The following is a 24136-nucleotide window of genomic DNA, read 5'->3' as shown; positions in this document are numbered from 1 at the left end:
ATGCTTGCACCTAGACGCAATGTCATGTGATCTAGACGAAGCCGCGGCTGATACGGCGATCAAAACACAGCACGAGAACGAGACGATCATAGTACCCATGCCATAATTGTGCTACCCACCGCTATTCGCTACTTGCTCAACACTGCCCAACCAACACCGCACAGCCTGCCCTGTCCGGTCCGCGCGATATTGTGGAGGACATGACTATCCGGGATTTCGCCAGCCTCGCCGCGCACCTGCGCGCCCACCCTGCGACGTTCCGGGATGCGGTGCACCGCCATTTTTTCGCGGCACTTCCCGACGCCCGCCAATCTTTCCCCATGGATGCTGCACAGGCGCACCGAGGGCTCGCCGAGTCTTTCGCTGCGGCCTTTGATGCCCCGGACCTCGATGAATACTTCGCTGATCTGGGTCGCTCGCATCGTCGGCACGGTTTCCCGCCGGATACCTACCCTATTTTCTCCACTGCCACCCGCCAGGCTTTAGCAGAGATCGACCTTGCCGACGACGTGTTGCAGCAGGCCGGTGCGCTTGTCGACGATATCGTCGCGTTCATGTCCGCTGCCGCGCACGAGGCCGATGTAGCCGGGGTTCCGCCTGCGCACATGGGGCAGGTGGTCGATGTGGAGCGCGTTGATGCCCATACCCGCATCGTGCGTCTGGAATGCGGGCTACCGGTCGATTATGAGCCCGGCCAGTATTTTTCTGTGGCTACCACATTGATGCCGGGCGTGTGGCGCACTTTGGCGGCTGCCCGCCCCGCAGATGGCTGCGGCACGTTGGAATTTCACGTTCGCGATGTCTCGCAGCTTCCTGGCGCGTCGGGATATTCGCGGCGGTTTATGATGACACGCCCCGGCGATCAGTGGACACTAGGCAACCCGGCTGGCCAGCTGGAGCTCGATCCACAGCGCGAAAGCCTGATCATTGCTTTTGGAACCGCGGTGGCTACCCTGCGCTGTTTATTATTCGATGCTTTTGATGCCCACGGCGAGCAGCATGCCCCGGTGCAAGCGCTGGTGATTAATGATTTCCCCGGACAGCATTATGAGCGCGCCACGCTTAACAGCCTGGACAACCTCACCCCGTGGTTGGATGTGCACGCGTTTGCCCGCCATGGTTCTGATCCGCATTGGTTGAAACCACAACGGGCTCGGCATCGCGAGCTGCAACGAGCGCTTGCCGACGGCCAGATGCTTGCCGACGGCAACGACGACACCGGCGGCAGCGATACGGACTCATCTGCAAGCTTATCGGTGGAGGAAAACCCGGAGGAGACCATCGCTCACTACCGCGATTGGTCCGAGCACGACGTGTTTGTCTTGGGCCCGGAAACTGAAGTCAACGGCATGCTGGAAGCATTCGCGGCAGCCGGATTAGACCCGAATACCGTGCAGACCCAGAGCTGGGGTCGCACGGGTGTGGATACCGCGCCGACCGCGAAAAACGAGCAGCCGAAAAGAATTGATCAAATCAATACATGTTTAGCCTAGACTAATCTTAATTGATCTAGTATCATCAACTGTGTCGACATTCGACGTCATCAGACAGCAAAAGGAAATTCACATGGGATTCTTTAGACGCATTCCAAGATCGTATTTACAGGGATACTAACAGCAACGCTACTTCCACTTGCATCAGCACAAGCAACGATAGTTCACGTCGATGGTGGAACCTGGGATTACGGGACTACTAGCAATTTAGTATGGTCCCACTATCACCACCCGGGTGTAAAACACGGATCAACCGCTATTGGGAAATACAAAGCAGACAGTGGTTGCGTCCTCAAACACCAGTGGGCTCGAGCATCAGCAGAAAAAGAGTTTTTCCAAATCGGACAGTCGTATTACCGACGTTGCTAACAAGAATGTTCCACACGTTCCCTAACTCACCAAAGATGACTACATGAAACCACAATTTAATTTGTTGTCGCTAAGCTTATGCTTCGCTTTTCTGCTTAGTCCGATCGCCGCATTTTCCGCGACGAGCTTTCTGGACGACAGGCTGCTGCCATTCAACGAAGCCGCTGTGGTCATCGACGGTGTCTCCGGGCTTCCCATCGCCACTGACTTTCGCAATGACCTACACAACCTCGTCGACGACCATGACGCAACAATCGCCTTTGATGTCGTCGATGGTGATCTCGCTGCCGAACACACTCATTTAGCTATTGCCACAGGTAGTGATGCATCCGATAACCAGGTTACACAATGGTTAGCGGGAACGAGAAATCCGCAGCCCTTTGATCCACAAAAAACCAGAACCATTACCAGTTTTTCTCGCCTGAATAGCGATGACGTTCGTGGAATTTATTTCCTCAATGGCCCACCAGATATCAGAGAGAAATTTGTAGATCTAGCACACGAACACGGATACACTACTGTGCCAACGAATGATGGTTCATTGTTGGCAACAATTCCAACCCCGGTGAAACTGACGGCCTTAATCATTGGCTTATTGACTTTTATCCTTGCTGGGCTGCATGCCATTCTCGGCAGTCGCCGTTACGCTATCCACAGTATGCACGGGTTACCACACAGCTTCAGCATTGTCGGTGATTGGCGTTCCAGCGTCCCGGCGATTACTGGCACAGCCGTTGTGGTTAGCGCTGGCACCACCTTCTTCCTCCACGGCTACAATGACTTCGCACAGTGGCAGCTATATTCCGCAAACGTGTTTATCTTCGCAGTCCTGGGAGTTTTCTGGGCTGTGACAGGTTATGCCGCAGCGTTTGTCGTCATCACACGCACCAACGTTCTTAATGCTCTCAAGGGCAACCTGGTTTCCCGCCCACTGTCTTTTTCCGCCCATAGCGTTCGCATCGTCGCACTGTTTTTCGGCTTAGTGTCAATCGCATCGCTCGTCATGTTTATCCAGGAAACCAACCGTCATGCGGAGTATTCTCAGGAATGGGCCAAGCGTAGCGATGTATTCAGCGCTTTAGTATCCGGCGGAATTGGCGATGATATGAAGCAATTGGGGTCCGAATTACGCAGGCTCGATCACAAGCACAAACTACTTTTTATCAATAGCTTCTGGCAGTCTTCGTCAGAATTTTCCACAACCGATCGGATACTGGCCAACCAGGAATTTGCGCGAGAAGAAACCCCGATTTCTGAGGAAGTACTTACCGATGCTGCCAAGAAAAATGAAACTATTATTTATCTTCCCGCAGCAGCCGATGCAGCAGTAGTGACAGAAATTCGCGAAGGTCTCGCCGGGGAAGCAGAATTCGCAGAGAACACCGACTACGATCCTGCACAACACACCAGGGTCGAATACCATAGCCAACCATTTACGGTTTTTGATTATTTCAATCCTAGTGGTTCGCTGACTAAGTCTCCATTGGTGCATTCGCCAGAACTCGTAATTTTGCCTCCGGGCTTGGAGCCGCTCAGCGACCACAACATCAGTGCAACTCTCACCCGAACCGAAATTCTATTCACGGATCAAGGTGCCGTAGAACAATTACGCCATGAATCTCCTGCCGGAAAGTACGTCTTAGCCAGCCGTCCCATGATTGATTATTGGGGGAAGTCCAACAAGTCGCTATATTCTGATCTGCGCAACACGACTTTTTCCACGCTGGTGGCGATATTCATTATCATCATTGCCGCAATTTCTAGCACCGTGCTATTTTTCAACCGCCGCCACCACCAACTCCGGGTTTATGAGATTCTGGGCCATCCCGTAGTACGAAAATTCCGCGGGTTAATTATCACAGAACTTCTCTATGTGTTCGCCATTGCCATCTGGCTAGTTCACAGGTATTTCTCGTACCAAGATTATCTAGCCATCGATACCCCGATGAGCTGGATGTTACGTTTGGAATCACCGTCGATTTTTACTGCCCTATCCGTTTTCGCCATTCCTGTTTGCACCACACTTACTGTATTTTTCACCATCATTGCACGTGAACGCGCCCAAATCCGCCACCGCATGTAATGCCTAGCTAATGCCGCGCTGATGCCAAGTACCATCTCAAAGCCTGCTACCAGAAAAGAAATCGCCCATGCTTGAAATCAAAAATGCGAATAAAAGTTTCGGTTCGAAAAAGCTATTCCGCCATTTCACTGCCACAGCTGCTACTGGAAGTATCACCGCTCTAACAGGAATTTCCGGGTCTGGAAAATCCACTCTGCTTAATTGCATCGGTGGGCTCGATACTCTGGACTCTGGCTCTATCGAATTTGCAGGCACCCCCATCACCGCACTGTCGAAAAGCAAACTTCGAGCCTTGCGACGGAATACCATCGGTTATTTATTCCAGGATTACGCCCTCATCCCAGAACAAACGGTACGCAGCAATCTCATTCTCGCACTTCCGCGCGACCAGCGAACTTTGCTAGGAAGTGCTAAAAAACCGGGGCTGCACGCTATCGACACAACCTTAACCGCGGTAGGCCTCGAAGGTTATGCGCCCCGGGAAGTATATGCATTATCCGGTGGTGAACAGCAGCGCGTCGCTGTTGCCAGGCTGCTGTTGCGCACCCCCTCGCTCATTCTTGCCGACGAACCCACCGGCGCTTTAGACGCTGCCAACCGCGACATCGTGCTCCAGCATCTTCGCACTCTTGCCGACGACGGCGCGACCGTAATCATCTCCACGCATGATCCCGCCGTCACCGAATTCAGTGACGCAGAAATTCGGCTATAGCTGGCTATCGCTGTTTATAGTCGGCTATAGCTCACGCGTGCCACGCAGCACCGGTAGTGCTTTCCGGGCTTTCGCTATTTCGCCAGCAATATCGTCGAGCTCCACATACAAGATCTCGTCGTCGTAACCAGCTTCGGCTAACAACTCGCCAGTAGGACTCAGCACCCGCGAATGCCCCAGCCCGGTCGGGCCGGATTTTTCCCCGCCCTTATCTGCACCACCGGGGCGGGCTTGCCCAGCCGCCAGTAGATACACCGTGGCATCGAGTGCCCGAGCGCTCGTCAACACCTGCCATTGCTCCAGCTTGCCCGGGCCATCCGCCCAGCTAGTAGGCAGCACAACCAGCTGTGCACCATCATCGGCCATCTTTTTAAATTGTTCCGGGAATCGAACATCGTAGCAGGTCGCTACGCCAACTTTGTGCCCGGCAACATCAACCACCACGGTGTAATCCCCCGGGTGCACGGTATCGGATTCGCGGTAGGAGAAAGCATCGAAGGTGTGGATCTTGTCATAAAACTCACTGCTGCCGCGGCCTGTAATGAGGGCGGAGTTGTACACGCGGTTGATGGTTTTCCCGTCAACCTCCACCGTATCGGCGGGGCGGAACATGCCGACGACGACGGTCACGCCGAGTTCGTCGGCAAGCGTGGTGATTTCGTCTGCGAAATGCTCGGCGTATTCGTTGGCGTTGCCATCCAGGCGCCCAGAATCGAAGGCTTGAAACGTCGCTTCCGGCAGCACAATCAGCTGCGCGTCACTGTTTGCGGCCTCGGTAATTTTATCTTTGGCCAGCGCCAAATTCGCTTGCACATCGGGTCCAGAGGTCAGCTGTACTAGTGCGATCTTCATGATGCCAGTCTAATCGCGCGCCACCACCCTGTGTTGTGGATAACTCCATTTATCCACAGGTATAGCTCGCCCCGGCTGGCCGCACAACGCTGGTCCGCGCAGACTCGCACCCATGAACTTTCTGCAATTCACCGATACCGTCCTTGATCTACTCGCCACGCACGCCCGACATCGATTCGCCCCGCGTATCGCAGGTGCGGCTTCCACTGACGCAACAGCTTCCACCCCAACCCTGGCAGCGCTGCGTCATGCCGAAGGCAGCTGGTATGACACCGCCGTGGACATCGATAGCCAGCTCCAGGCCCACCTCACAGAGATGCGCGGAACCTTCTGCGGACTCGCCGAAGACGACGAGGCCATGGCGTATCACCTGAACCACACACTCTCGGCATCGAAAGGATACTGATCATGGCTCTAACCACCGCACAGTCCAGCGCTGCGCAGCCCAGCGGCACCACTACTGCACAAGAAATGTACTCCGCTGCATCCGGAATCCGCTCCCGTGCTAACACTCTCGAGCACGACCAGCAGCAACTCTCCGGTGAAATCACCAGCATGGTGGGCTTAGAGTTCGACGGCACAGCAGCCAGAGCCGGTATTGATCGTGCCCGTGAGATCATCGACACCATCACCACGGCAACGCGCACTATGCGCACCATCGCCGGGATCGTTGAAACCTTCGCCGGGCACATGGAATGGGCCGAGCGCCTGGAACGCATCGCGACTGCAACCGTGAATGCGTTACCTGCGGGCCCTGCGATGTCACAGCTGCTGCAGGCCATCCAGCTCATCGGCAAAAGCATCGACGCCGCATGTGCCTTATCTATTGAGGCCGCTTGCTTCGGCTCGCAGCACCTGCCGCACCGTTTGGGAGATTTTTTACCCTCCGCACTTGGCGGTACCCGACCTGACGGTGCCGTCGACATGGACGTTGACGATATTCACACCGTCCAAGCCTGCCGTGCACCCGATCCGCTCTTGGCGCAAACCGTGGATCACCCCGATCTCCGCTTGTTGGAAGTATCCGATAAGCACTGGGCGGGCATGGTCGGCCCACCTCCGGAGGAGACCGATAACCTGGTGGTATTCGTTCCCGGCGTGGGCTCGGACGGCAATGACAGCATCGGTGGCCAAATCGAGCGCGCCCGCACCCAGGCAGCAGCGATGGGTGGCACGGGTGTGGTCTACGGCTACGATGCCCCAGATCAACTACTCAGCGGTACGTCTATACGCGCGGCAAAAACCGCGGGGCCGCAGTTGCGGGAGTTTCTTGCCGACGTCGACCAGCGTTACCCCAACCACCACGTCACGGTCGTCGGCTATTCCTATGGATCAGTGGTGGTCGGCAACGCGGCTGGTGGCCAGGCACCGATGCGTGCCGACGACGTGTTATTCGTTGGTTCGCCTGGCACGGGCCTGGCCAGCACAGAAGAAATGAACCTGCGGGGTGATAATCCACAGGTTCATGCTGCCCGGCGCGCGCTGGATCCGGTCAGCGGGATGGCTTATTCCAATGGCGGGCTATTTGGGGTAAACCCGGCCGCACCCACCTTTGGTGCCCAGCCGTGGCCGGGAGACGGGATGCGCGATCACAGTGGGTTTTTCGATGATGAAGCCTACCTCGACGGTTTTGCAGAACTTGCGCGCCGCCGGGGCTTGGCCGGGCCGCAGTAACCAGGCCGCTATTTTCTACAACCAGACCATTATCTGGCCAGGCCACTAATTTCTGATGAGGGCTCAGTGCGACGGGCTATCTCTGACTATTCCCCAAATACCTCTGAGCTATCCCGTCTATGCTCGTCCACGTCCACGGCGCGACGAGCGCGGCTCCCACATCACCACGGCCGAAGACCGCGGGACGTGCACCAACTCGCCTTTGCTTGCGTTCGCGGGAGCACGGTTTGCTGTAGACGCAGCACGGAGCTTGCCACGCAATTCTTCCACCTCTGCCGCCAACGCATCACGTTCTTCGGCGAGCGCATCGCGTTGTTCGGTCAGCTCAATGATGGCTTTAATTCCGGCCAAGTTCACGCCATCATCTTGGGATAATTGCTGGATCTTGCGCAGCATCGCAATGTCACGCTGCGAATACCGGCGCCCGCCACCGCGGGTGCGCGCGGGCGAGACCAGGCCCATCCGGTCATACGTGCGCAGGGTTTGCGCGTGCATGCCGGATAATTCAGCAGCCACGGAGATAACGAAAACCTCGCGATATTCTTCACGGAATTCCTCGTGCGAATCGTTCGCCATGGTGTTGTCACCTCCTGTGGTTGCTTGTCGTTATTTACTTGGGTTTCCGGCCCAACCGGCGCGGGCATCGAAACCGGAATCTTTTTCTGCTTGTGCGTAGGTGCGCAAGCTGGATTTTGCGGCGTCATCCAAATTCGTCGGCACCGTGACCTGTACTTTCACGTGCAGATCACCGTGTTTTCCCGAGGATTTCGGTATGCCACGCCCGCGAACCCGCAGGGTGCGGCCGTCAGCGGTACCTGCCGGGATTTTCACCCGAACCGGGGCATCCAGGGTCGGCACCGTGATCGTGTCACCGAGCGCCAGCTCCGCAAAGGACACCGGCACCGTGATCAGCAGGTCATCGCCTTCGCGGGAAAAGACTTTGTCTTCCCGCACGCTCACCGACACAAACAGGTCGCCGGATGGTTTGCCTTGTGGCCCGGCTTCGCCCTGGCCTGCCAAGCGCACCTTTTGTCCGTCGACGACACCGGCCGGGATCCGCACGGTAATCGAACGGGTCCGGTTCACGGTTCCGCTTCCCGAGCAGGTCTCACAGGGGTCGGTGATCTTGGAACCAGTGCCGTCGCAGTTCGAGCACGGTTGGGAGAATCCGAATGCTCCCCGGTTTTCACTGGTGTAGCCGGTGCCGTTGCACTGCCCGCAGGTGGCGTGTTTACCGGATTTAGATCCGGAGCCGTGGCAGGTAGTGCACGGCGCGTTCCCACGCAGCTCTAGCGGGATCGTCGTGCCTTTCGCAGCTTCTCGAAAGTCGAGCGTAATGGAGGTTTCGACGTCGGCGCCCCGCGTCGGCCGAGCTTGGTGCCCACCAGTACCGCCGCGGTTAAAGAGGCCGCCGAAGATGTCACCCAGACCGCCGTCTTCAAATGCTCCTCCAAATCCGCCAGCCCCGGGCGCCCCGCCCGAGAAGAAGCCGTCTTGGCTTTGCGACGAGCGGCGAAACCCGCCGGGAAAGCCGGCGCCTCCAAACCTGCCGCCCCCAGAACGCAGCATCGCTTTGAATTCGTCGTATTCCTTGCGCTTCTTCTCGTCGCCAAGCACATCGTAGGCAGACGCTGCCGCCTTAAACTTAGCGAGTTTCTGCTCGTCGTCCGGGTTGGTATCTGGGTGGTTTTCCCGGGCGATTTTACGGTAGGCGCTACGAATTTCAGCTTTTGAGGCATCGGAGGAAACGCCGAGGTCCCCGTAATAATCCTTATCGGCCCATTCACTCTGGGACATGGTTCGTCCCCTCCTTCCTCATTGTTTACTGATTGTCGTTCGCCTGCGCGGATGCGTCGGAGCCAGCTTCAGATCCAGTTTCAGATCCAGTTTCCGAACCTTCTGGATCAGCGATGATCACCATGGCGTTGCGCACCAGGCGGTCTCCTACCTTGTAGCCCTTACGCAAGACCGTGCCGACGACTTGCTCACCACCGCTGGAAAGGTCCTGCACAGCTTCGTGGATCTCCGGGTCAAATGCTTCGCCCGGTTCACCGAAGGTCACCAGGTTCTGGCCCTTCAAGGTTTCGCGGAACTTGGATCCGAATTTCTCCAGCGGGGATCCTTCTTCCAGGTCACCGTGCTGTTTGGCCAGTTCCAGATCATCCAGGATTGGCAGCAGTGCGGACAGGACCGAAGCCTTCGCGGACTCAGAAACGTTCTGGCGCTCCCGGTCGCTACGGCGGCGGTAGTTGGTGTATTCCGCATTCAGCCGCTTGAGGTCGTCGGTGCGTTCATCGAGCTCGCGCTGCAAGGCCTGCTCTGGGGTTTCTGCCTCATCGGCTGCTTCTTCTTCAGCAGCAGCGCCATTAGCAGCGTCAGCGTCAGCATCAGCCTCTTTGGCCTCGTCGGCAACCGCATCACGAGCAGCTGCTTCGTCCTCGGCCGTGCTAATTGGCTCTTCTACTTCGTCAACCTCAGGTTCCACAGCGACGTCGTCGGCAAGACCTTCCGCACCGGCACCACCGGAAGGCTGCCCAGTTTCTTGCTGGGTTGCCTCGGCGGCATCCGCAGCGGCTTCTGCCTGTGCGGCAGAGGTGGCCTCCGGGTCGGTCGCGTCCGGGGAACCGGGGTTATCCGGCATCTCGTCCCGGTTGGTCATTTACTTGTCACCCTTTGCGTTCTCGTCGGAGTTGTCGGCATCGTCCTCGTCCACAACCTCGGCGTCGACGACGTCGTCATTGCCTCCGGCCTGGCCGGCGTCGCCATCAGCCTGCGCCTGAGCGGCTTCAGCTTCGTACATAGCCTGGCCCATAGCCTGGGATTCGGTGGATAGCTTCTCGACGGCGGACTTGATGGCCTCGATATCGTCGCCCTTCAACGCTTCATCGACGGCATCAGCGGCTTCGGTGACCTTGTTCTTGGTCTCTTCGTCGATCTTCTCGCCGTTCTCGTCCAGGAACTTGCGGGTCTGGTAAGCAGTGTTTTCCGCGTTGTTGCGGGTCTCCTGCTCTTCACGACGCTTCTTGTCTTCTTCAGCGTGCGCTTCGGCGTCTTTCACCATCCGATCGATTTCTTCATCGGACAGGCCGGAGCCTTCCTGGATCTTGATGGTGTTTTCCTTGCCGGTGCCCTTGTCCTTCGCGGAAACGGACACGATGCCGTTGGCGTCGATGTCGAAGGTGACTTCCACCTGTGGGACACCGCGTGGTGCTGGGGCGATGCCACCGAGTTCGAAGGATCCCAGCAGCTTGTTGTGCTGTGCCATCTCACGCTCGCCCTGGAAGACCTGGATCTGCACGGAAGGCTGGTTATCTTCCGCAGTAGTGAAGGTCTCGGACTTCTTGGTTGGGATGGTGGTGTTGCGCTCGATGAGCTTGGTCATCACACCGCCCTTGGTTTCGATACCCAGCGACAGTGGAGTGACATCCAGCAGCAGAACGTCCTTGACGTCACCGCGCAGAACACCTGCCTGCAGGGCGGCACCGGAAGCAACGACCTCATCTGGGTTGACGCCCTTGTTTGGCTCCTTACCGGTCATTTCCTTAACCAGTTCAGCAACCGCTGGCATACGGGTGGAGCCACCGACCAAAACGACGTGGTTGATGTCGCCGATTCCCAAGTCTGCGTCCTTGATGACCTGGTTGAATGGCTTCTTGGTGCGGTCCAGCAGATCCTGGGTGATCTTCTGGAATTCGGTGCGGGTCAAAGTCTCGTCCAAGAACAGTGGGTTCTTGTCGCCGTCGACGGTGATGTATGGCAGGTTGATCGATGCCTGTTGTGCCGAGGACAGCTCAATCTTGGCTTTTTCAGCAGCCTCGCGCAGACGCTGCAGAGCCATCTTGTCCTTGGTCAGGTCGATGCCGTTGGACTGCTGGAACTTCTCTGCCAACCAGTCAACGATGCGCTGGTCCCAGTCGTCGCCACCCAGGCTGTTGTCACCGGCGGTAGCAACTACCTCAACGACGCCGTCGCCGATTTCCAGCAAGGAAACGTCGAAGGTGCCGCCACCCAGGTCGAATACCAGGATGGTCTGCTCTTCCTTGCCCTTTTCCAGGCCATAAGCCAGTGCGGCAGCGGTTGGCTCATTGACAATACGCAAGACGTTCAGGCCTGCGATCTGGCCGGCTTCCTTGGTGGCCTGGCGCTGTGCGTCCTCGAAGTAAGCAGGAACAGTAATAACAGCGTCGGTGACGTCTTCACCCAAGTAGGATTCCGCATCCCGCTTCAGCTTCATCAGGGTGCGAGCCGAAATCTCCTGTGGGGTGTACTTCTTGTCGTCGATTTCGGTGGTCCAGTCAGTACCAATGTGGCGCTTGACCGAACGGATGGTGCGGTCAACGTTGGTAACCGCCTGGTTCTTGGCGGACTGACCGACCAGGATCTCGCCGTTCTTAGCGAAGGCCACAATCGATGGGGTGGTGCGAGCACCTTCCGAGTTAGCAATAACCTTTGCTTCTCCGCCTTCCAAGACGGAAACGACGGAGTTCGTGGTTCCGAGGTCAATACCTACAGCGCGTCCCATTACTGAATTCTCCTTAGTTCGAGTTGTGAGTTCGAATTGCGTGAACGAGTTTTCTGAGCTTTCGTGGCTTGAGCCTGAACTTGATTGTCAGTGACTCAACTACAAGCGAGACTGTAGCAGACAACTTTTCGTCATGCCAACTTTCTTGAGTCAACCTCACTCAATCTTCATAACCGACCCCACTCAGGTTTTATTCCGAGCACACAAAAATCGCGGAAAACCCCACGAAAAGGGTGAAAAATCACACGTTTCTAAAATTCCCATCACAGTCAAAAGTGTGAGTAGAGTAGCCGATAGGTGGCATAGGTAACTGCCATATTCTCCGTACACATTGCTTCTCAAATACGCACGAGCTCCCGAAGTCAGCCAGATTTCCCGGTGCTTCCAGAGCCGATTGAGACTTCGATAACTGAGAACAACTGAGAAGGATAAAATGACTGCTAACGAAACTGCTTATACTCCCCCACAAGACAGCCACGACGTGGAAGCTTGCATCGAAGGTGCAGTAGAACGCGCCAATGAATGGCTGAAAGCAACCAAAGGTGAGTCTTCCCGCTCTACTGAGCAGCTCGCAGATATGGTGCGTGACCCGGACGGCGTCACTTTCACCATGGACTTCGTCGACCGCGTGATGCGCCCGGAGGACAACAAGGTTGCGGCAGAGGCGCTGTCGGAACTTGCTGAATCCCCAGAATTCTTGAGCAAGATCGACGCCCTGATGGTCGGCGCCGGTGGATTCTTCGGCCCAATCCTTCCCAACCTGGTCATGCCGATCGCTCGTCGCCGCATGCGCCAGATGGTGGGTCACTTGGTGCTGGATGCGGAGTCCGATGCCCTCAATAAGATGCTGGACAAGGCCGCTGAACAGGGCCAGGACCTGAACCTGAACTTGTTGGGTGAAGCCGTACTCGGTGAAGAAGAAGCCAAATCCCGTTTTGACCGCACCATGGAGCTGGTGCGTAACCCACGGGTGACCTATGTATCCGTGAAAGCTTCCTCGCTATGTGCGCAGCTGAACCACTGGGATCACGACGGTTCCGTGGAGCGTTTGAAGGACCGCTTGCGTCCGATGTACCGCGAAGCTATTAGCCGTAAACCTCAGGTCTTCATCAACCTAGACATGGAGGAATACCACGACCTCCACCTCACCATCCGCCTGTTCAAGGAACTGCTGTCGGAAGACGAGTTCACAGACCTCCAGGCTGGCATCGTTGTCCAGGCTTATCTGCCGGATGCCTTCGAAGCACTGCAGGAGTTGGCTGAATTCGCTGTCGAGCGTGTGAAAAACGGCGGTGCTCCAATCAAGGTGCGCATCGTCAAGGGCGCCAACCTGTCGCTGGAGCGCGTCGAATCCGAGGTTCACGGCTGGCCGCTGGCTCCTTACCTGTCCAAGGCGGAAGTCGATGCCAACTACATCCGTCTGCTGGACTACATCCTGCGTGAAGAATACGCCGACGCCATTCGCATCGGTGTCGCCTCGCACAACCTCTTCACTATGGGCTTGGCCGTGGAACTGGCGGAAAAGCGTGGCGTTTCCCGTCAGATCGACGCCGAGATGTTGGCAGGCATGTCCCCTGCACAGGCCAAGGCTGTGCACGACGTCGTCGGTCGCCAGATCCTGTACACCCCAGTTGTGCACATGAAGGACTTCGACGTTGCCGTCTCCTACCTGGTGCGTCGTCTGGAAGAAAACGCCGAATCACAAAACTTCCTGTACGCCTTGTTCGCGCCGGACGAAGCTAGCGACAAGGGTAAGACCCCAATGCAGGAGCAGAAGGATCGCTTCTACGCATCCGTGCGTGATCGTTGGAAGACTTTCGCTGGTCAGCGTCGTCAGCAGGACCGCAACAACGAAACCGGCCGCCAGACCCCGAACACCGGGCGCTTCATCAACGAGCCTGACACCGACCCAGCTCTGCGCGCGAACCGCGAATGGGCTTTGGAGGCGTTGGCATCCGACCCAGGCGAGCACGGCGTCAAGTCCGTCACCGAAACCTCCGAGGTGGATGAGGCCATCAACACCGCAGTGGGTCTTGCCGACGACTGGGCAGCCTTATCCGGCGCTGAACGCTGCGAAGTCCTGAACTCCGTCGGCGATGAGCTGGCAAAAGCCCGCGGCAAGCTGATTTCCGTCGCCGCCTGGGAAGCTGGCAAGGCCGTCGATCAGACGGACCCAGAAATCTCTGAGGCCATCGACTTCGCTACGTACTACGGCCAGCAAGCCATCGCGCTGGATCGCACCCAGTCGGTATTCACCCCGAACAAGCTGACCGTCATCGTTCCGCCATGGAACTTCCCAATCGCCATTCCAGTCGGTGGTATCACCGCTGCTCTGGCTGCTGGTTCCGCGGCCATCATCAAGCCTGCTCCACAGGTTGTGCACTGTGCGAAGGTCGCTGTCGACGCCGTGCGCGCCGGCTTGGAAGCCGCTGGCCAGAACCCTGACCTGGTACAGCTGGTCAACGCCGACGAGGGCGAAGCTGGTAAGCACCTGATCTCGAGCGACAAGACCGATGCTGTCGTTTTGACCGGCGCCTCCGATACCGGTGCCCTGTTCCGTTCCTGGAAGCCGGACATGAATATCTACGCCGAGACTTCCGGTAAGAACGCCATGATCATCACCCCGGCCTGTGACCCAGACCTGGCTGTGCAAGACCTCTACAAGTCCGCCTTCGGCCACTCCGGTCAGAAGTGCTCGGCATCCTCGCTGGCGATCCTGGTTGGTTCGTTGAAGGATTCCGAGCGTGTCAAGAACCAGCTGGTCGACGCCGTCAAGACTCTGAAGCCAGGCTTCGGTACTGACATCTCCGTCACCATGAACGGTCTGGTCGAAGAGCCCACTGAGAAGCTCTACCGCGGCCTGACCTACCTGGAGCCAGGCGAGAAGTGGCTGCTGAAGCCGGAGAAGCTGAACGAAGAAGGCACCCTGTGGTCGCCTGGTATTCGTGACAACGTGCAGCCGGGTTCCTGGTACCACCAGAACGAGTGCTTCGGTCCAGTCCTGGGCATCATGTACGCCGAAACCCTGGAAGAAGCCATCGAGTGGCAGAACTCCACTGGCTATGGCCTGACCGGCGGCATCCACTCGCTGAACGATGACGAAGTTGAGTACTGGATGGAAAATGTCGAGGTTGGTAACGCTTATGTCAACCGCGGCATCACCGGCGCTATCGTGCAGCGTCAGTCCTTCGGTGGATGGAAGAACTCCGTGCTGGGACCTGGCGCTAAAGCTGGTGGACCAAACTACGTTCGCCAGTTCGGTACCTGGTCCGAAGGCAAGCTGGAGCACCACAAGGTGGAAATCTCCCCACGGATCACCCGTTTGCTCAAGGACCTGTCCGAGCGCCTCGACTCCCAGCTGTCTGACGACGACATCAACTGGCTGTGGCGCGCTGCCGAGCTGGATGCCAAGAACTGGCACAACGAGTTCGGCCGCTCCAACGACTACACCGGCCTGGTCTCGGAGGCCAATATCTTCCGTTACCGACCATTCTGGGAGCGCCTGCGTGTGCGCGTCGGCAAGGGCTACAAGCCACGCGAGGTAGCACGCCAGATCCTGGCTTCGGAGATCACCGGCGTGAAGCTGAATATGTCGGCTACCCGCGAGATCGCCGAAGAACTGCAGGAGATGGGCTTCGACTGCCAGGTTGCTAACACCAATGAGTTCGCCGCTGAACTCGGTGGTGTGCCGTCGACACGCGTTCGTGCCATCGGTGAGGTTGAGCCAGAGGCGTACCGCGCGGCTGTGAAGTCCGAGTCCGTCATCATCGACTGGGAGGTTCTTGCCGACGGCCGTCGCGAGCTGCTGCCTTACCTGCTGGAACAGGCCTTGTCTGTGACGATGCACCGCTTCGGCATCATCCGCCCAACCGGCCACATCCAGCGTTAGATTCACGCGCTAAGTTAGCTGCGTAGACTTCGCAACGCCCCGGTACCCTCCGGGGCGTTTTTTGTTTGGCTTGGTAAGTTATAGTCAACGTTGTGACTAACCACGATGACACTTCTGCCAGTGCCAACACCGAAGGCCAATCAGCCGAGATGGCATCACGCCCTGCCAGTCCGGCCAATCAAATCACGGCGAATGATGGCGCGGCACCAGAACCCGGGCTGAGCAATATTACGCCAGACCGGAAAACCCCGGTGGTAGTAGAGGATGTAGACCGCTCTGTCATCTGGGCACGTGATGGTAAAACTATGGCGGCATGGGCATGGCGGATGATTATCTCGATCGCTGCCCTGGCGCTGGCTCTAGTCATCGTGTACTTCGCCTGGCGGGCGATCCTTCCCGCGATTCTGGCAGTTTTGGTGACTTCCTTGCTAGCACCGCTGGCTAAGCTTTTGCGGTTTATAAAATTCCCACCGGCCTTAGCCGCTTTAACCACGTTGTTGGGTACTATCGGCGCAGTCGTCGGTATTTTTGCAGCAATGGGCCCAACCATCCGCTCCCAAGGCTCTGAGCTTGTTAATCAGGCGGAACGCGGCGCCCACGAGTTAATGTCCATGACTGACCGGCTGCCGTTTGAGGTCGACGTCAGCAAGGTTTCGGAATTTTCCGATAGCATTGTGAAATTCTTGCGCAATCAGTCTGGCACTATCGCCTCGAGCCTGGTCTCGGGTGTTTCGGTGGCCAGCACGCTGGTCATCACCATCGTGATCATGTTTGTGCTGACGTTCTTTTTCCTCAAAGACGGTTCGAAATTCCTGCCGTGGCTGCGCCAATACACCGGTCACGATATCGGCTGGCATGCCACGGAGTTGCTGACCCGCGTCTGGAACACCCTCGCAGGTTTCCTCCGTACCCAGGCGGTGGTTTCGTTTGTCGATGCCGTCTTCATCGGTTTGGGCTTGTGGATCCTGAATGTGCCACTGGCGTTTGTACTAGCGACGATTACATTCTTCGCTGGCTTCATCCCCATCATCGGTGCTATTACTGCCGGTACCTTAGCGGTCATCATCGCGCTGGTGTCCAATGGTTTGACCAATGCTCTGCTGGTTTTGGGCTTGATTATTTTGGTGCAACAGCTGGAAAGCAATATTTTGCAGCCGGTACTGCAGTCGCGTTCGATGGGGCTGCACGCCGCAATCGTGTTGCTGTCTATCACTTTGGGTTCTGCTCTGGCTGGCATTATTGGTGCGTTCTTAGCAGTGCCAATTGCCGCTACCGTCGCGGTAATTATGCGTTACCACTCGGAGATGGTGGGGCTGCGCGCCGGCGACCTGACCATCGACGACATTGAAATCGCTTCCAGTGAGGACGACGAGGATGCGAAGTCGTCGTTATCTGCCTTTGAAAAGGTCAAGCAATCCCTCACAGAAATGGCCGCTCGAGCACGCAAAACTAGCCAAGCAACTCACTAGCCGCTCAGTAGTTAAGCTCGGCACTATGACAACTCGTGCATCGACAACTCGTGCATCTGCTTCGAACGTGCCGACGATTCTCCTCGATTGTGATCCCGGCATTGATGACGCCTACGCGCTGTTTTATCTATCTGCGCTGCACCATGCACGCGAAATCAATCTGGTCGGGGTGACCACCACCGCCGGAAACACGACGGTGGAAAATACTGCCCGTAATGCCGCCTGGGTGCTCGGTCACTGCTCCCCGACTCCTCCTCGGGGTGCGCCCGCAGGTGCGACATCAATGCATGCAGCTGCAATCTCCCCTGGAATCTCCCGGATCCCAGTTGCTATGGGCCACCCCGCCCCGCTAGAACTCGAGCTGGAAACTACTCCGGAAACCCACGGTTTAACTGGTTTGGGGTATGCCACCAGCACCTGGCCGGGGACCGCGGGTAGCGATACCCCTGGCCACGGGGTGCACTTGGGCTCACAGTGGCAGGATATTTGGGAGCTTGCGCTACGCACGCATGACGACGTCCACCTGGTCGTTACCGGCCCCGCCACCAATGCCGCAATATTTGCGCAGGAACACCCAGAGCTATTCGCTCGGTTTTCTGCCATCACGGTGATGGGGGGTTCTCTCAATTATCCAGGCAATACGACCCCGACTGCCGAGTGGAATTTCTGGGTCGACCCCCACGCCGCACAACAATTATTCGAGGTGGCCCCCGTCCCGATCACTCTGTGTTCCTTGGGCGTTACCGAGCAGATGCTGCTCACCCCGGCACGGCTGCGCGAGCTACACAATCAAATGCCAGGCACCACGTGGTCTGGGCTACTAGAAGAGATCACGCGGTTTTATTTTGAATTTCACGATAGCGTCGGCGAAGGCTACCAGGCACAGATCCATGATTTGTTGACGGTCATGATCGCTGTGGGTGCCGTCGATACCATCAGCACGAAAACGCGCGTGGCTGTCGAGGCGGAATCCGAGCTGTTCCGGGGCACCAGCGTCGCGGATTTTAAAAACCATTGGGGCCGGGAGCCCAACGCTCGGGTGGTCCGCGCGGCTGATATTTCCGGTGCCTTCGCCGAGCTCAACCGTGCGGCACGACTGGCCGCGGGTTACCTGCGCTGAAATAAAATCCACTAAGCTTAAGCGTCATGAACTCGCAGGATCGCGGCTACAACGAGTACGGCTACAACAAATACAGCCAGTACGGCCAGTATGACAACGACGGGCTGCCGAACGAAAAGTATTCGGGCTATTCGAACAACTATGGCTACCAAGGCCAAGGTATGCAACAGAATATCCAGTACGGTGATCCACAGCTGCCGTTCCCGGGTTATAAACAAAAGTCGATGCTGGCGGCTGCGCTTCTAGCGTTTTTCTTGGGCCCGCTCGGCGTACACAATTTTTACCTGGGTAATACGAAAAAGGCAGTTACCCAGTTGGTGCTGTGCCTGCTGGGCTATGCAACAGCGATTATTTTGGTCGGCTTCCTCTTCCTGGGTGCACTGTATATCTGGGTGATCGTGGAATTCGTGCTCATTGTGGCCCGTAGCGGCGACTACGCTACCGACAGCAACGGCGTGCCATTAGACTAAAACCTGTACTTGCTTGTCGACTCCCATAGTCCGCCCACAGGCACAGCCGCCGACACGAGCTTCCGCCGACCACCCCGAGGTGACATAGGGGCAGGTGGCGGAGGGTTTTCTGTTTTCTGAGATCCTTGCGTTCAGAGCTTAGAATCCAAGCCCCAGCAACACTGAAGAAACGAGTATTCATGTCACCTGCGAAATCTTCGTCCTCATCTTCCCAGTCCTCTGCCCGGTCCTCTTCCCAATCCTCTGTCAGTCCCACCCGTAACGCACTGATCCTGCGCTGGTTGGGTGTGGCCGCCATTACCGCAACCTGGCTGATCCTGGTTTTTGCGCGCCCGACGGAATGGGAATCTGTCGGCTCCACCGCCGCGTTGTTCACCATGGGCGGATACTTGATCGGCACTGTCTTGCTGCTGATTTCCACCGTGCCGTATATCCCGGCGCGCACACTCGCGATTATTCCGGTGGCGTTGGTGCTTAATATTGTCGTCGGCCAGATCATCGGCGCCTCTGGTATTCCGCTGTACCTCGATGCCGTCGGCACGGTGCTCATCGCGGCTCTCGCCGGGCCCTATGCGGGCTTGGCGACGGGCGCTCTCAGCAACCTCATCTGGGCTTTAATTGCCCCTGCTGCCCTGCCATTCGCAGCAGGTTCGGCTGCCGTCGGCTGGATGTCCGGTGTGGCCATCCACAAATTCGGGGCATTCCGCCAGCTGTGGCGCCTGATTGTCTCTGGTGCGATCATCGGCATTATCGCTGGTGCGCTCGCCGCGCCCGTCGCCGCGTTCGTCTACGGCGGTACCGCTGGTGTGGGTACTGGTGCGGTGGTGTCCTTGTTCCGGGAGATGGGCCAGTCGCTGTTGGCGTCGGTGACGCTGCAGTCGTTCATCTCGGACCCGCTGGATAAAATTTTGGTGCTGCTCATCGTCTGGGCCGCCTGGAAGGCATTGCCGAAGCGCACCCTACGCCAATTGCTTCCGCCACAACACCGCGATGAAGCCGAGCACAGCTAGCATCGCTCAGGCGCCCGTCGGCAAGCCAGTGCATTTTTTGCACCCGCTCACGGTCATCATTATTGGCGTATCCGCGTGGGTGGCTGCCTTATCTATTTCCTGGCCGCTGCTGCACGCCGCGATCATTGCCTTGGGTTGGCTCGCGGGCATTGCTGGTTCACGCAGCTTAGCGGTCCCGGCGACGTCCATCGCGTTATCCATTCCCGCGGGGTTGTCGATGCTGCTGGTGCACGCCCCGCACGGCGAACACCAGATCGCACCGTTGCTCACTTCCGACGGGCTGGTTAGCGCGGGTGAACTCGCGCTGCGTTTCTGCGCACTCATGACGTCCCTGCTGGCAGCTATGGCAAATGTACACATCCCGGATCTGCTCAAAGCCCTCCAGCACCTCGGCCTGCACCATTCCGTCGTCTATGTTTTGGGTGCCTCATTGCAGCTGCTCCCGCAGGCCAGCGCCTTGATCGGTGAGGTCACCACCGCCAACCGCTTGGCTGGGCGCAAAGTCACCCTCACCACCGTGATTCCCCGCATGATCATCCCCGTGATCACCCGTCTTTTAACCCGGGGCGCCGACCGTGGAATCGCTCTTCAGGGCATGGGGTACGACGCACCTGGCCGGCGGACTGTGCTTTACCCGGTCCGCGCACACCGCTGGGAGATCTTATTGCGATTCATCTTCCCCGCCGCAGCCATCGGGTTGGTGGTGCTCGCATGGAGCTAAACGCGGATCTCCAGGCCATGCATCAGCGGGTGCTTAGCGAAAAATTCTGTCACCTCTTGCTTGCCGACGAGGACAATGCCTGGCGGCTGGCCCAGAATTATCGAGATTTTCTTACCGACGATTCGGCATCCCGCGTGCTACTCCTCGGCTACGAGATCGGCTCGGTGGTCTCACACCAGCGCGACACGGTCATCGAAGAAATCGCGCAGCCCATGGAGCAGCAAGGGATTGCAGCTGCAGACATGGAACCACGCTGTCGAGAAATTTTGCGCCAGCTCGGGCTTGAAGAGTTCGCGCATGCCCACCCCGCGCAGCTCTCGGGTGGGCAAACCCGGCGGATGCTGGTGGCCAGCTTTTTAGCTGCCTGCCCGGATTTCATCATCGCCTGCGAACCCGCAGCGGGGCTAGATCCAGATTCCGCGCAGGCAGTCGTGCACGCATTGCGGGGATATGCAAGCAGCGGCGCCGGTGTCGTACTGTGCCTGGATTACGACACCACTACTAGCCAGAATTCGTCCGAGCCTGCTGCGACTACGTCCGAGACCGCTGCTTCCGAGCCTGTGCAAGCAGGCGGCCCAAACCCCAGCTTGCCCCGCATCCAGCCGGGCACGATCCTCGCAGAATGGTCCGGGATTCGCGCTCGCCGTGGTGCGCCGAAGCGGCGCTGGTGGCAGTTGCAGAAATCCACCACCGCTGCCCGCGAATTTTCCAGCAATCCGGTGGATCTCCAGGCACGTTCCGGTGCGGTGTGCTGGCTACGCGGGACCAACGGCGCTGGCAAAACTACTTTGTTGCGGCAATTGGCTGGAATTAGCGCGGATAACTCAGCCACAGAAGACATCGCAGTCTCGTTGGCCTTGCAAGATCCGGCAGCACAGGTGCTGGATTCGTTGGCAAGCGAAATGTTGGCAGACGAAAAGCTCTGGGAAATCATCACTGGCACGCAGAACCGCGAGTGCGATACCAGTGAGCTAACGCGCGATACGCACCCGCTGGATCTCAACCCCTCACAGCTGCGTTTACTACAGGTGGCTTCGGTGGTCGCACAGCATCGGCACGTAGTACTGCTCGATGAACCTGATGTGGGGCTGACCCCGGCTGATCACAGAAGCATGCACGAACTCATACATGAGTGTTTAGCCGGTGGCGCGGCGGTGATCATGACCTGCCACGATCCAACGTTTATACAGTCCGTCATTTCATATGCGCAAGTAACAGAAGTACAAATCGAACCCGGTGTCCTACCCCCATTTTCTCACCCATAACTACAATCGTAAGAAACTACTACCAGACCAACACGGGGAAACATCAACGCGAAGTGAGTGAGCATGAGCAAAAAGGCAGAAATGAGGGCACGCAAGCGGGGCGTCGAAATAATGAGCCTAACGCCAGCTCCGCTGCGGAACAGGCTCATTCCAACCCCGGAGACACGGATCCGGAACAGCTGGCAACAAACCTTCAACACACTAGACAAAACAATGCAGACGATGAAGACATAATCGATGCTGAGCTAGTCACACGGGACGAATTACGGAAATACTTTCATTATTGGTCTGGGCCCACACCATCACCAGACACGTTGCAAGCGTTTCGCAACATCGATCCGTCTTTTGCTGATCGTGCATTTACGATGTCAGAAAGAGCACTCGAGGCCCACAATGAAGAGCGTCTCGCTTTGGCTCACGGTGACATATCCAGGGTTTATGCTGCTTGTTGTATATTTAGCGTATGAGCACCCCGTTCAATCAGAGTGATGCGTCGATGCGCCTGTCGGATGCAGACCGCGACCAGGCGATGAACGCCCTGGGACACGCCTTAGCGGAAGGCCGTTTACAGATCGACGAATTTGACGATCGGTGCGCGGCCGTCGCCCAGGCGCAATACCAGCGCGACCTGGATCAGGTATTCGTGGATATCCCGTTTACGCAGCAAGCCACCGGCGGCGCCGTCGAGAAGTACTATTCCGAATCCCAGGTGCAGCGCGCACGGGAGGCCGCGAAGAAGCCGCGGCTGGGCACGTCGATTCTGACGTCGCTGGCGGGCATGATCGCGTTTCCGGGCTTCGTCGCGTTGGCCTTCGAGGCGGGAAGCACCGGCACTGCCGTGTTGTTCGGCGGCTTAGCGATGCTGAGTGCATTCGTGGTTCCGGCGATTTGGATCGCACTGTATGTCATGCAGATCGGCCCGGATTCCTGGCACCGCCCGTCACCGGCGCAGTTGGAGCGGCAGCGTCGCAAAGAAATCCGCGCTGCAGAGGCTTCGCGTCGCGCAGAGCACAAGGAGTTGACGCGCCAGCAGTGGGCGGAGCGTCGGGCGCAGGCTGCGGAGTTGAGCGGGGATGCGATGAACATGGCGCGCGAACAGTTGAACAAATGGAAAAACCGTTAGCGTTTTTGGCAAGATAGAGGAATGAGTCATCCACGTCACCCTGCGCGCATTTTTGATCAATCCGACAAGATCAAGAATATGGCCTACGCGATCCGCGGCCCGGTCGCGGATTTGGCCGAGCGCATGGAGGCGGACGGCCACCGCATCCTGAAGCTGAACACAGGCAATCCGGCGACGTTTGGTTTTGATGCCCCGGATGTGATCATGCGGGATATGATTTCCGCGCTGCCCACTGCGCAGGGTTATTCCACCTCGAAGGGCATTGTTCCGGCGCGCCGGGCGATCGTCACTCGCTATGAGTTGGAGGATTTCCCAGCGTTCGATATTGACGATGTCTTTTTGGGCAATGGGGTTTCCGAGCTGATCACCATGACCACCCAGGCGCTGCTGAACGACGGCGACGAGGTACTGATCCCAGCCCCGGATTATCCTTTGTGGTCTGCGGCCACCTCCCTGGCTGGCGGTGTTCCGGTGCATTATTTGGGCAATGAGGATGATGACTGGAACCCGGATATTGAGGATCTGAAGTCCAAGATCACCCCGAAAACCAAGGCGCTGGTGATCATCAACCCGAATAACCCCACGGGCGCGGTGTATTCGCGTGAGGTGCTGCAGCAGCTGGTTGATATTGCCCGCGAGCACCAGCTGTTGTTGCTTTCCGACGAAATCTACGACCGGATTCTTTATGACGACGCCAAGCACATTTCCACCGCGTCCTTGGCGCCGGATCTGATATGCATTACTTTTAATGGTTTGTCGAAGGCTTACCGTGTGGCCGGCTACCGAGCCGGCTGGATGGTGATTACGGGGCCGAAGCGGAATGCTGCTGGTTTGATCGAAGGCTTGGAGATGCTGGCTGGTACGCGTTTGTGCCCGAATGTGCCAGCGCAGCACGCAATCCAGGTGGCACTCGGTGGGCAGCAATCGATTTACCAATTGACCGGCCAGGGCGGGCGGTTGTTGAAGCAACGGGATATCGCTTACGAAAAGCTCAGTGAAATCCCGGGGGTATCCGTCGTCAAGCCAAAGGGTGCATTGTATTGCTTCCCGAAGTTGGACCCGAATGTGCATGAAATTCATGACGACGCGAAGCTGATGCTGGATATTTTGAAACAAGAAAAGATTCTGATGGTGCAGGGCACAGGCTTTAACTGGCCGCACCCGGATCACTTCCGCGTGGTCACATTGCCGTGGGCGTCACAGCTCGAGAATGCGATTGAGCGCTTGGGTAATTTCTTGGCTAGTTATCGGCAGTAGATTACGTCAGCTAATTCTCGGAAGAACCCTCCGGACAACTCTCAGAAATAGGGCGCCGCGGTAGTTTTTCGGTGGCTTTCCACGACACCCCGCCCAATACGTAGGCT

The 24136-nt window shown here is 57.4% G+C and carries 20 protein-coding genes; 15 read left to right on the top strand and 5 right to left on the bottom strand.

The genetic code is table 11. The features are described 5' to 3' along the window. Positions 1–200 precede the first annotated feature (200 nt). From QP888_RS04030 to QP888_RS04015, 4 genes are all read left to right on the top strand, one after another. On the top strand, positions 201–1493 hold the full coding sequence (locus tag QP888_RS04030; RefSeq protein ID WP_284812234.1) for a hypothetical protein: 1293 nt from the start codon (positions 201–203) through the stop codon (positions 1491–1493). A gap of 99 nt (positions 1494–1592) precedes the next feature. Beyond that, positions 1593–1862, top strand: a complete 270-nt coding sequence (locus tag QP888_RS04025) for a lactococcin 972 family bacteriocin (RefSeq protein WP_284812418.1) — start codon at positions 1593–1595, stop codon at positions 1860–1862. Positions 1863–1905: 43 nt separating this feature from the next. Then, positions 1906–3945: a bacteriocin-associated integral membrane family protein gene (locus tag QP888_RS04020; protein WP_284812233.1), complete on the top strand. Its 2040-nt coding sequence runs from the start codon at positions 1906–1908 to the stop codon at positions 3943–3945. Between the two features lie 67 nt (positions 3946–4012). Further along, positions 4013–4657: an ABC transporter ATP-binding protein gene (locus QP888_RS04015; protein ID WP_284812232.1), complete on the top strand. Its 645-nt coding sequence runs from the start codon at positions 4013–4015 to the stop codon at positions 4655–4657. A gap of 24 nt (positions 4658–4681) precedes the next feature. On the opposite strand, the gene QP888_RS04010 is transcribed toward QP888_RS04015, so the two are convergent. Beyond that, complete coding sequence (locus QP888_RS04010) at positions 4682–5509, bottom strand: carbon-nitrogen hydrolase family protein (RefSeq protein WP_284812231.1); 828 nt, start codon at positions 5507–5509, stop codon at positions 4682–4684. 112 nt (positions 5510–5621) lie between these two features. Here QP888_RS04010 and QP888_RS04005 point away from each other — a divergent pair, with 112 nt between their 5' ends. Both QP888_RS04005 and QP888_RS04000 read left to right on the top strand, forming a co-directional pair. Further along, positions 5622–5915 (top strand): hypothetical protein, encoded by a 294-nt coding sequence (locus QP888_RS04005; protein ID WP_284812230.1) that lies wholly within the window; start codon positions 5622–5624, stop codon positions 5913–5915. 2 nt (positions 5916–5917) lie between these two features. Continuing rightward, positions 5918–7183 carry an alpha/beta hydrolase gene (locus QP888_RS04000; protein WP_284812229.1) on the top strand — a complete coding sequence of 422 codons (1266 nt, stop codon included), beginning with the start codon at positions 5918–5920 and terminating at the stop codon, positions 7181–7183. 117 nt (positions 7184–7300) lie between these two features. Here QP888_RS04000 and QP888_RS03995 read toward each other — a convergent pair whose 3' ends face one another. The 4 genes from QP888_RS03995 to dnaK are packed head-to-tail and all read right to left on the bottom strand — an operon-like array spanning position 7301 to position 11705. Next, a complete protein-coding gene (locus QP888_RS03995) occupies positions 7301–7759 on the bottom strand; it encodes a heat shock protein transcriptional repressor HspR (RefSeq protein WP_284812228.1) in 459 nt (152 codons plus the stop codon). A gap of 30 nt (positions 7760–7789) precedes the next feature. Further along, positions 7790–8980, bottom strand: a complete 1191-nt coding sequence (gene dnaJ, locus QP888_RS03990) for a molecular chaperone DnaJ (RefSeq protein ID WP_284812227.1) — start codon at positions 8978–8980, stop codon at positions 7790–7792. A gap of 25 nt (positions 8981–9005) precedes the next feature. Next, a complete protein-coding gene (gene grpE, locus QP888_RS03985; RefSeq protein ID WP_284812226.1) occupies positions 9006–9842 on the bottom strand; it encodes a nucleotide exchange factor GrpE in 837 nt (278 codons plus the stop codon). Continuing rightward, complete coding sequence (gene dnaK, locus QP888_RS03980; RefSeq protein WP_284812225.1) at positions 9843–11705, bottom strand: molecular chaperone DnaK; 1863 nt, start codon at positions 11703–11705, stop codon at positions 9843–9845. Between the two features lie 433 nt (positions 11706–12138). On the opposite strand from dnaK, the gene QP888_RS03975 reads away from it, so the two are divergent. The 9 genes from QP888_RS03975 to QP888_RS03935 all read left to right on the top strand — a co-directional run bounded on the left by QP888_RS03975 (position 12139) and on the right by QP888_RS03935 (position 24029). Further along, a complete protein-coding gene (locus QP888_RS03975) occupies positions 12139–15594 on the top strand; it encodes a proline dehydrogenase family protein (protein ID WP_284812224.1) in 3456 nt (1151 codons plus the stop codon). A gap of 92 nt (positions 15595–15686) precedes the next feature. Further along, complete coding sequence (locus QP888_RS03970) at positions 15687–17063, top strand: AI-2E family transporter (RefSeq protein ID WP_284812223.1); 1377 nt, start codon at positions 15687–15689, stop codon at positions 17061–17063. A 25-nt stretch (positions 17064–17088) separates the two neighbouring features. Further along, a complete protein-coding gene (locus QP888_RS03965; protein ID WP_284812222.1) occupies positions 17089–18183 on the top strand; it encodes a nucleoside hydrolase in 1095 nt (364 codons plus the stop codon). A 26-nt stretch (positions 18184–18209) separates the two neighbouring features. Beyond that, the gene (locus QP888_RS03960; protein ID WP_284812221.1) at positions 18210–18653 is read left to right on the top strand and encodes an NINE protein; all 444 of its coding nucleotides are present in this window, start codon (positions 18210–18212) and stop codon (positions 18651–18653) included. A 179-nt stretch (positions 18654–18832) separates the two neighbouring features. Further along, complete coding sequence (locus tag QP888_RS03955) at positions 18833–19663, top strand: ECF transporter S component (RefSeq protein WP_284812220.1); 831 nt, start codon at positions 18833–18835, stop codon at positions 19661–19663. Continuing rightward, positions 19644–20384 carry an energy-coupling factor transporter transmembrane component T family protein gene (locus tag QP888_RS03950; protein WP_284812219.1) on the top strand — a complete coding sequence of 247 codons (741 nt, stop codon included), beginning with the start codon at positions 19644–19646 and terminating at the stop codon, positions 20382–20384. Before QP888_RS03955 ends, QP888_RS03950 begins: the two co-directional genes overlap by 20 nt. Next, complete coding sequence (locus tag QP888_RS03945) at positions 20375–21649, top strand: ATP-binding cassette domain-containing protein (protein ID WP_284812218.1); 1275 nt, start codon at positions 20375–20377, stop codon at positions 21647–21649. Before QP888_RS03950 ends, QP888_RS03945 begins: the two co-directional genes overlap by 10 nt. A 463-nt stretch (positions 21650–22112) precedes the next feature. Further along, positions 22113–22772 (top strand): DUF1707 SHOCT-like domain-containing protein, encoded by a 660-nt coding sequence (locus QP888_RS03940; protein WP_284812217.1) that lies wholly within the window; start codon positions 22113–22115, stop codon positions 22770–22772. A gap of 21 nt (positions 22773–22793) precedes the next feature. Further along, entirely contained in the window at positions 22794–24029 is a 1236-nt protein-coding gene (locus QP888_RS03935) for a pyridoxal phosphate-dependent aminotransferase (protein WP_284812216.1), read from the top strand. The last annotated feature ends 107 nt before the right edge of the window (positions 24030–24136 follow it).

The sequence above is a fragment of the Corynebacterium sp. MSK297 genome (assembly GCF_030232885.1).
Taxonomy (GTDB): Bacteria; Actinomycetota; Actinomycetes; order Mycobacteriales; family Mycobacteriaceae; genus Corynebacterium.
This window is presented reverse-complemented; position numbering and strand designations above follow the sequence as displayed.

What these genes read in the sequence shown, in the direction of transcription:
- QP888_RS04030 (WP_284812234.1), top strand. Translation starts at nt 201, where the DNA reads ATGACTATCCGGGATTTCGCCAGCCTCGCCGCGCACCTGCGCGCCCAC.
- QP888_RS04020 (WP_284812233.1), top strand. Translation starts at nt 1,906, where the DNA reads ATGAAACCACAATTTAATTTGTTGTCGCTAAGCTTATGCTTCGCTTTT.
- QP888_RS04015 (WP_284812232.1), top strand. Translation starts at nt 4,013, where the DNA reads ATGCTTGAAATCAAAAATGCGAATAAAAGTTTCGGTTCGAAAAAGCTA.
- QP888_RS04010 (WP_284812231.1), bottom strand. Translation starts at nt 5,509, where the DNA reads ATGAAGATCGCACTAGTACAGCTGACCTCTGGACCCGATGTGCAAGCG.
- QP888_RS04005 (WP_284812230.1), top strand. Translation starts at nt 5,622, where the DNA reads ATGAACTTTCTGCAATTCACCGATACCGTCCTTGATCTACTCGCCACG.
- QP888_RS04000 (WP_284812229.1), top strand. Translation starts at nt 5,918, where the DNA reads ATGGCTCTAACCACCGCACAGTCCAGCGCTGCGCAGCCCAGCGGCACC.
- QP888_RS03995 (WP_284812228.1), bottom strand. Translation starts at nt 7,759, where the DNA reads ATGGCGAACGATTCGCACGAGGAATTCCGTGAAGAATATCGCGAGGTT.
- dnaJ (WP_284812227.1), bottom strand. Translation starts at nt 8,980, where the DNA reads ATGTCCCAGAGTGAATGGGCCGATAAGGATTATTACGGGGACCTCGGC.
- grpE (WP_284812226.1), bottom strand. Translation starts at nt 9,842, where the DNA reads ATGACCAACCGGGACGAGATGCCGGATAACCCCGGTTCCCCGGACGCG.
- dnaK (WP_284812225.1), bottom strand. Translation starts at nt 11,705, where the DNA reads ATGGGACGCGCTGTAGGTATTGACCTCGGAACCACGAACTCCGTCGTT.
- QP888_RS03975 (WP_284812224.1), top strand. Translation starts at nt 12,139, where the DNA reads ATGACTGCTAACGAAACTGCTTATACTCCCCCACAAGACAGCCACGAC.
- QP888_RS03965 (WP_284812222.1), top strand. Translation starts at nt 17,089, where the DNA reads ATGACAACTCGTGCATCGACAACTCGTGCATCTGCTTCGAACGTGCCG.
- QP888_RS03960 (WP_284812221.1), top strand. Translation starts at nt 18,210, where the DNA reads ATGAACTCGCAGGATCGCGGCTACAACGAGTACGGCTACAACAAATAC.
- QP888_RS03955 (WP_284812220.1), top strand. Translation starts at nt 18,833, where the DNA reads ATGTCACCTGCGAAATCTTCGTCCTCATCTTCCCAGTCCTCTGCCCGG.
- QP888_RS03950 (WP_284812219.1), top strand. Translation starts at nt 19,644, where the DNA reads ATGAAGCCGAGCACAGCTAGCATCGCTCAGGCGCCCGTCGGCAAGCCA.
- QP888_RS03945 (WP_284812218.1), top strand. Translation starts at nt 20,375, where the DNA reads ATGGAGCTAAACGCGGATCTCCAGGCCATGCATCAGCGGGTGCTTAGC.
- QP888_RS03940 (WP_284812217.1), top strand. Translation starts at nt 22,113, where the DNA reads ATGAGCACCCCGTTCAATCAGAGTGATGCGTCGATGCGCCTGTCGGAT.
- QP888_RS03935 (WP_284812216.1), top strand. Translation starts at nt 22,794, where the DNA reads ATGAGTCATCCACGTCACCCTGCGCGCATTTTTGATCAATCCGACAAG.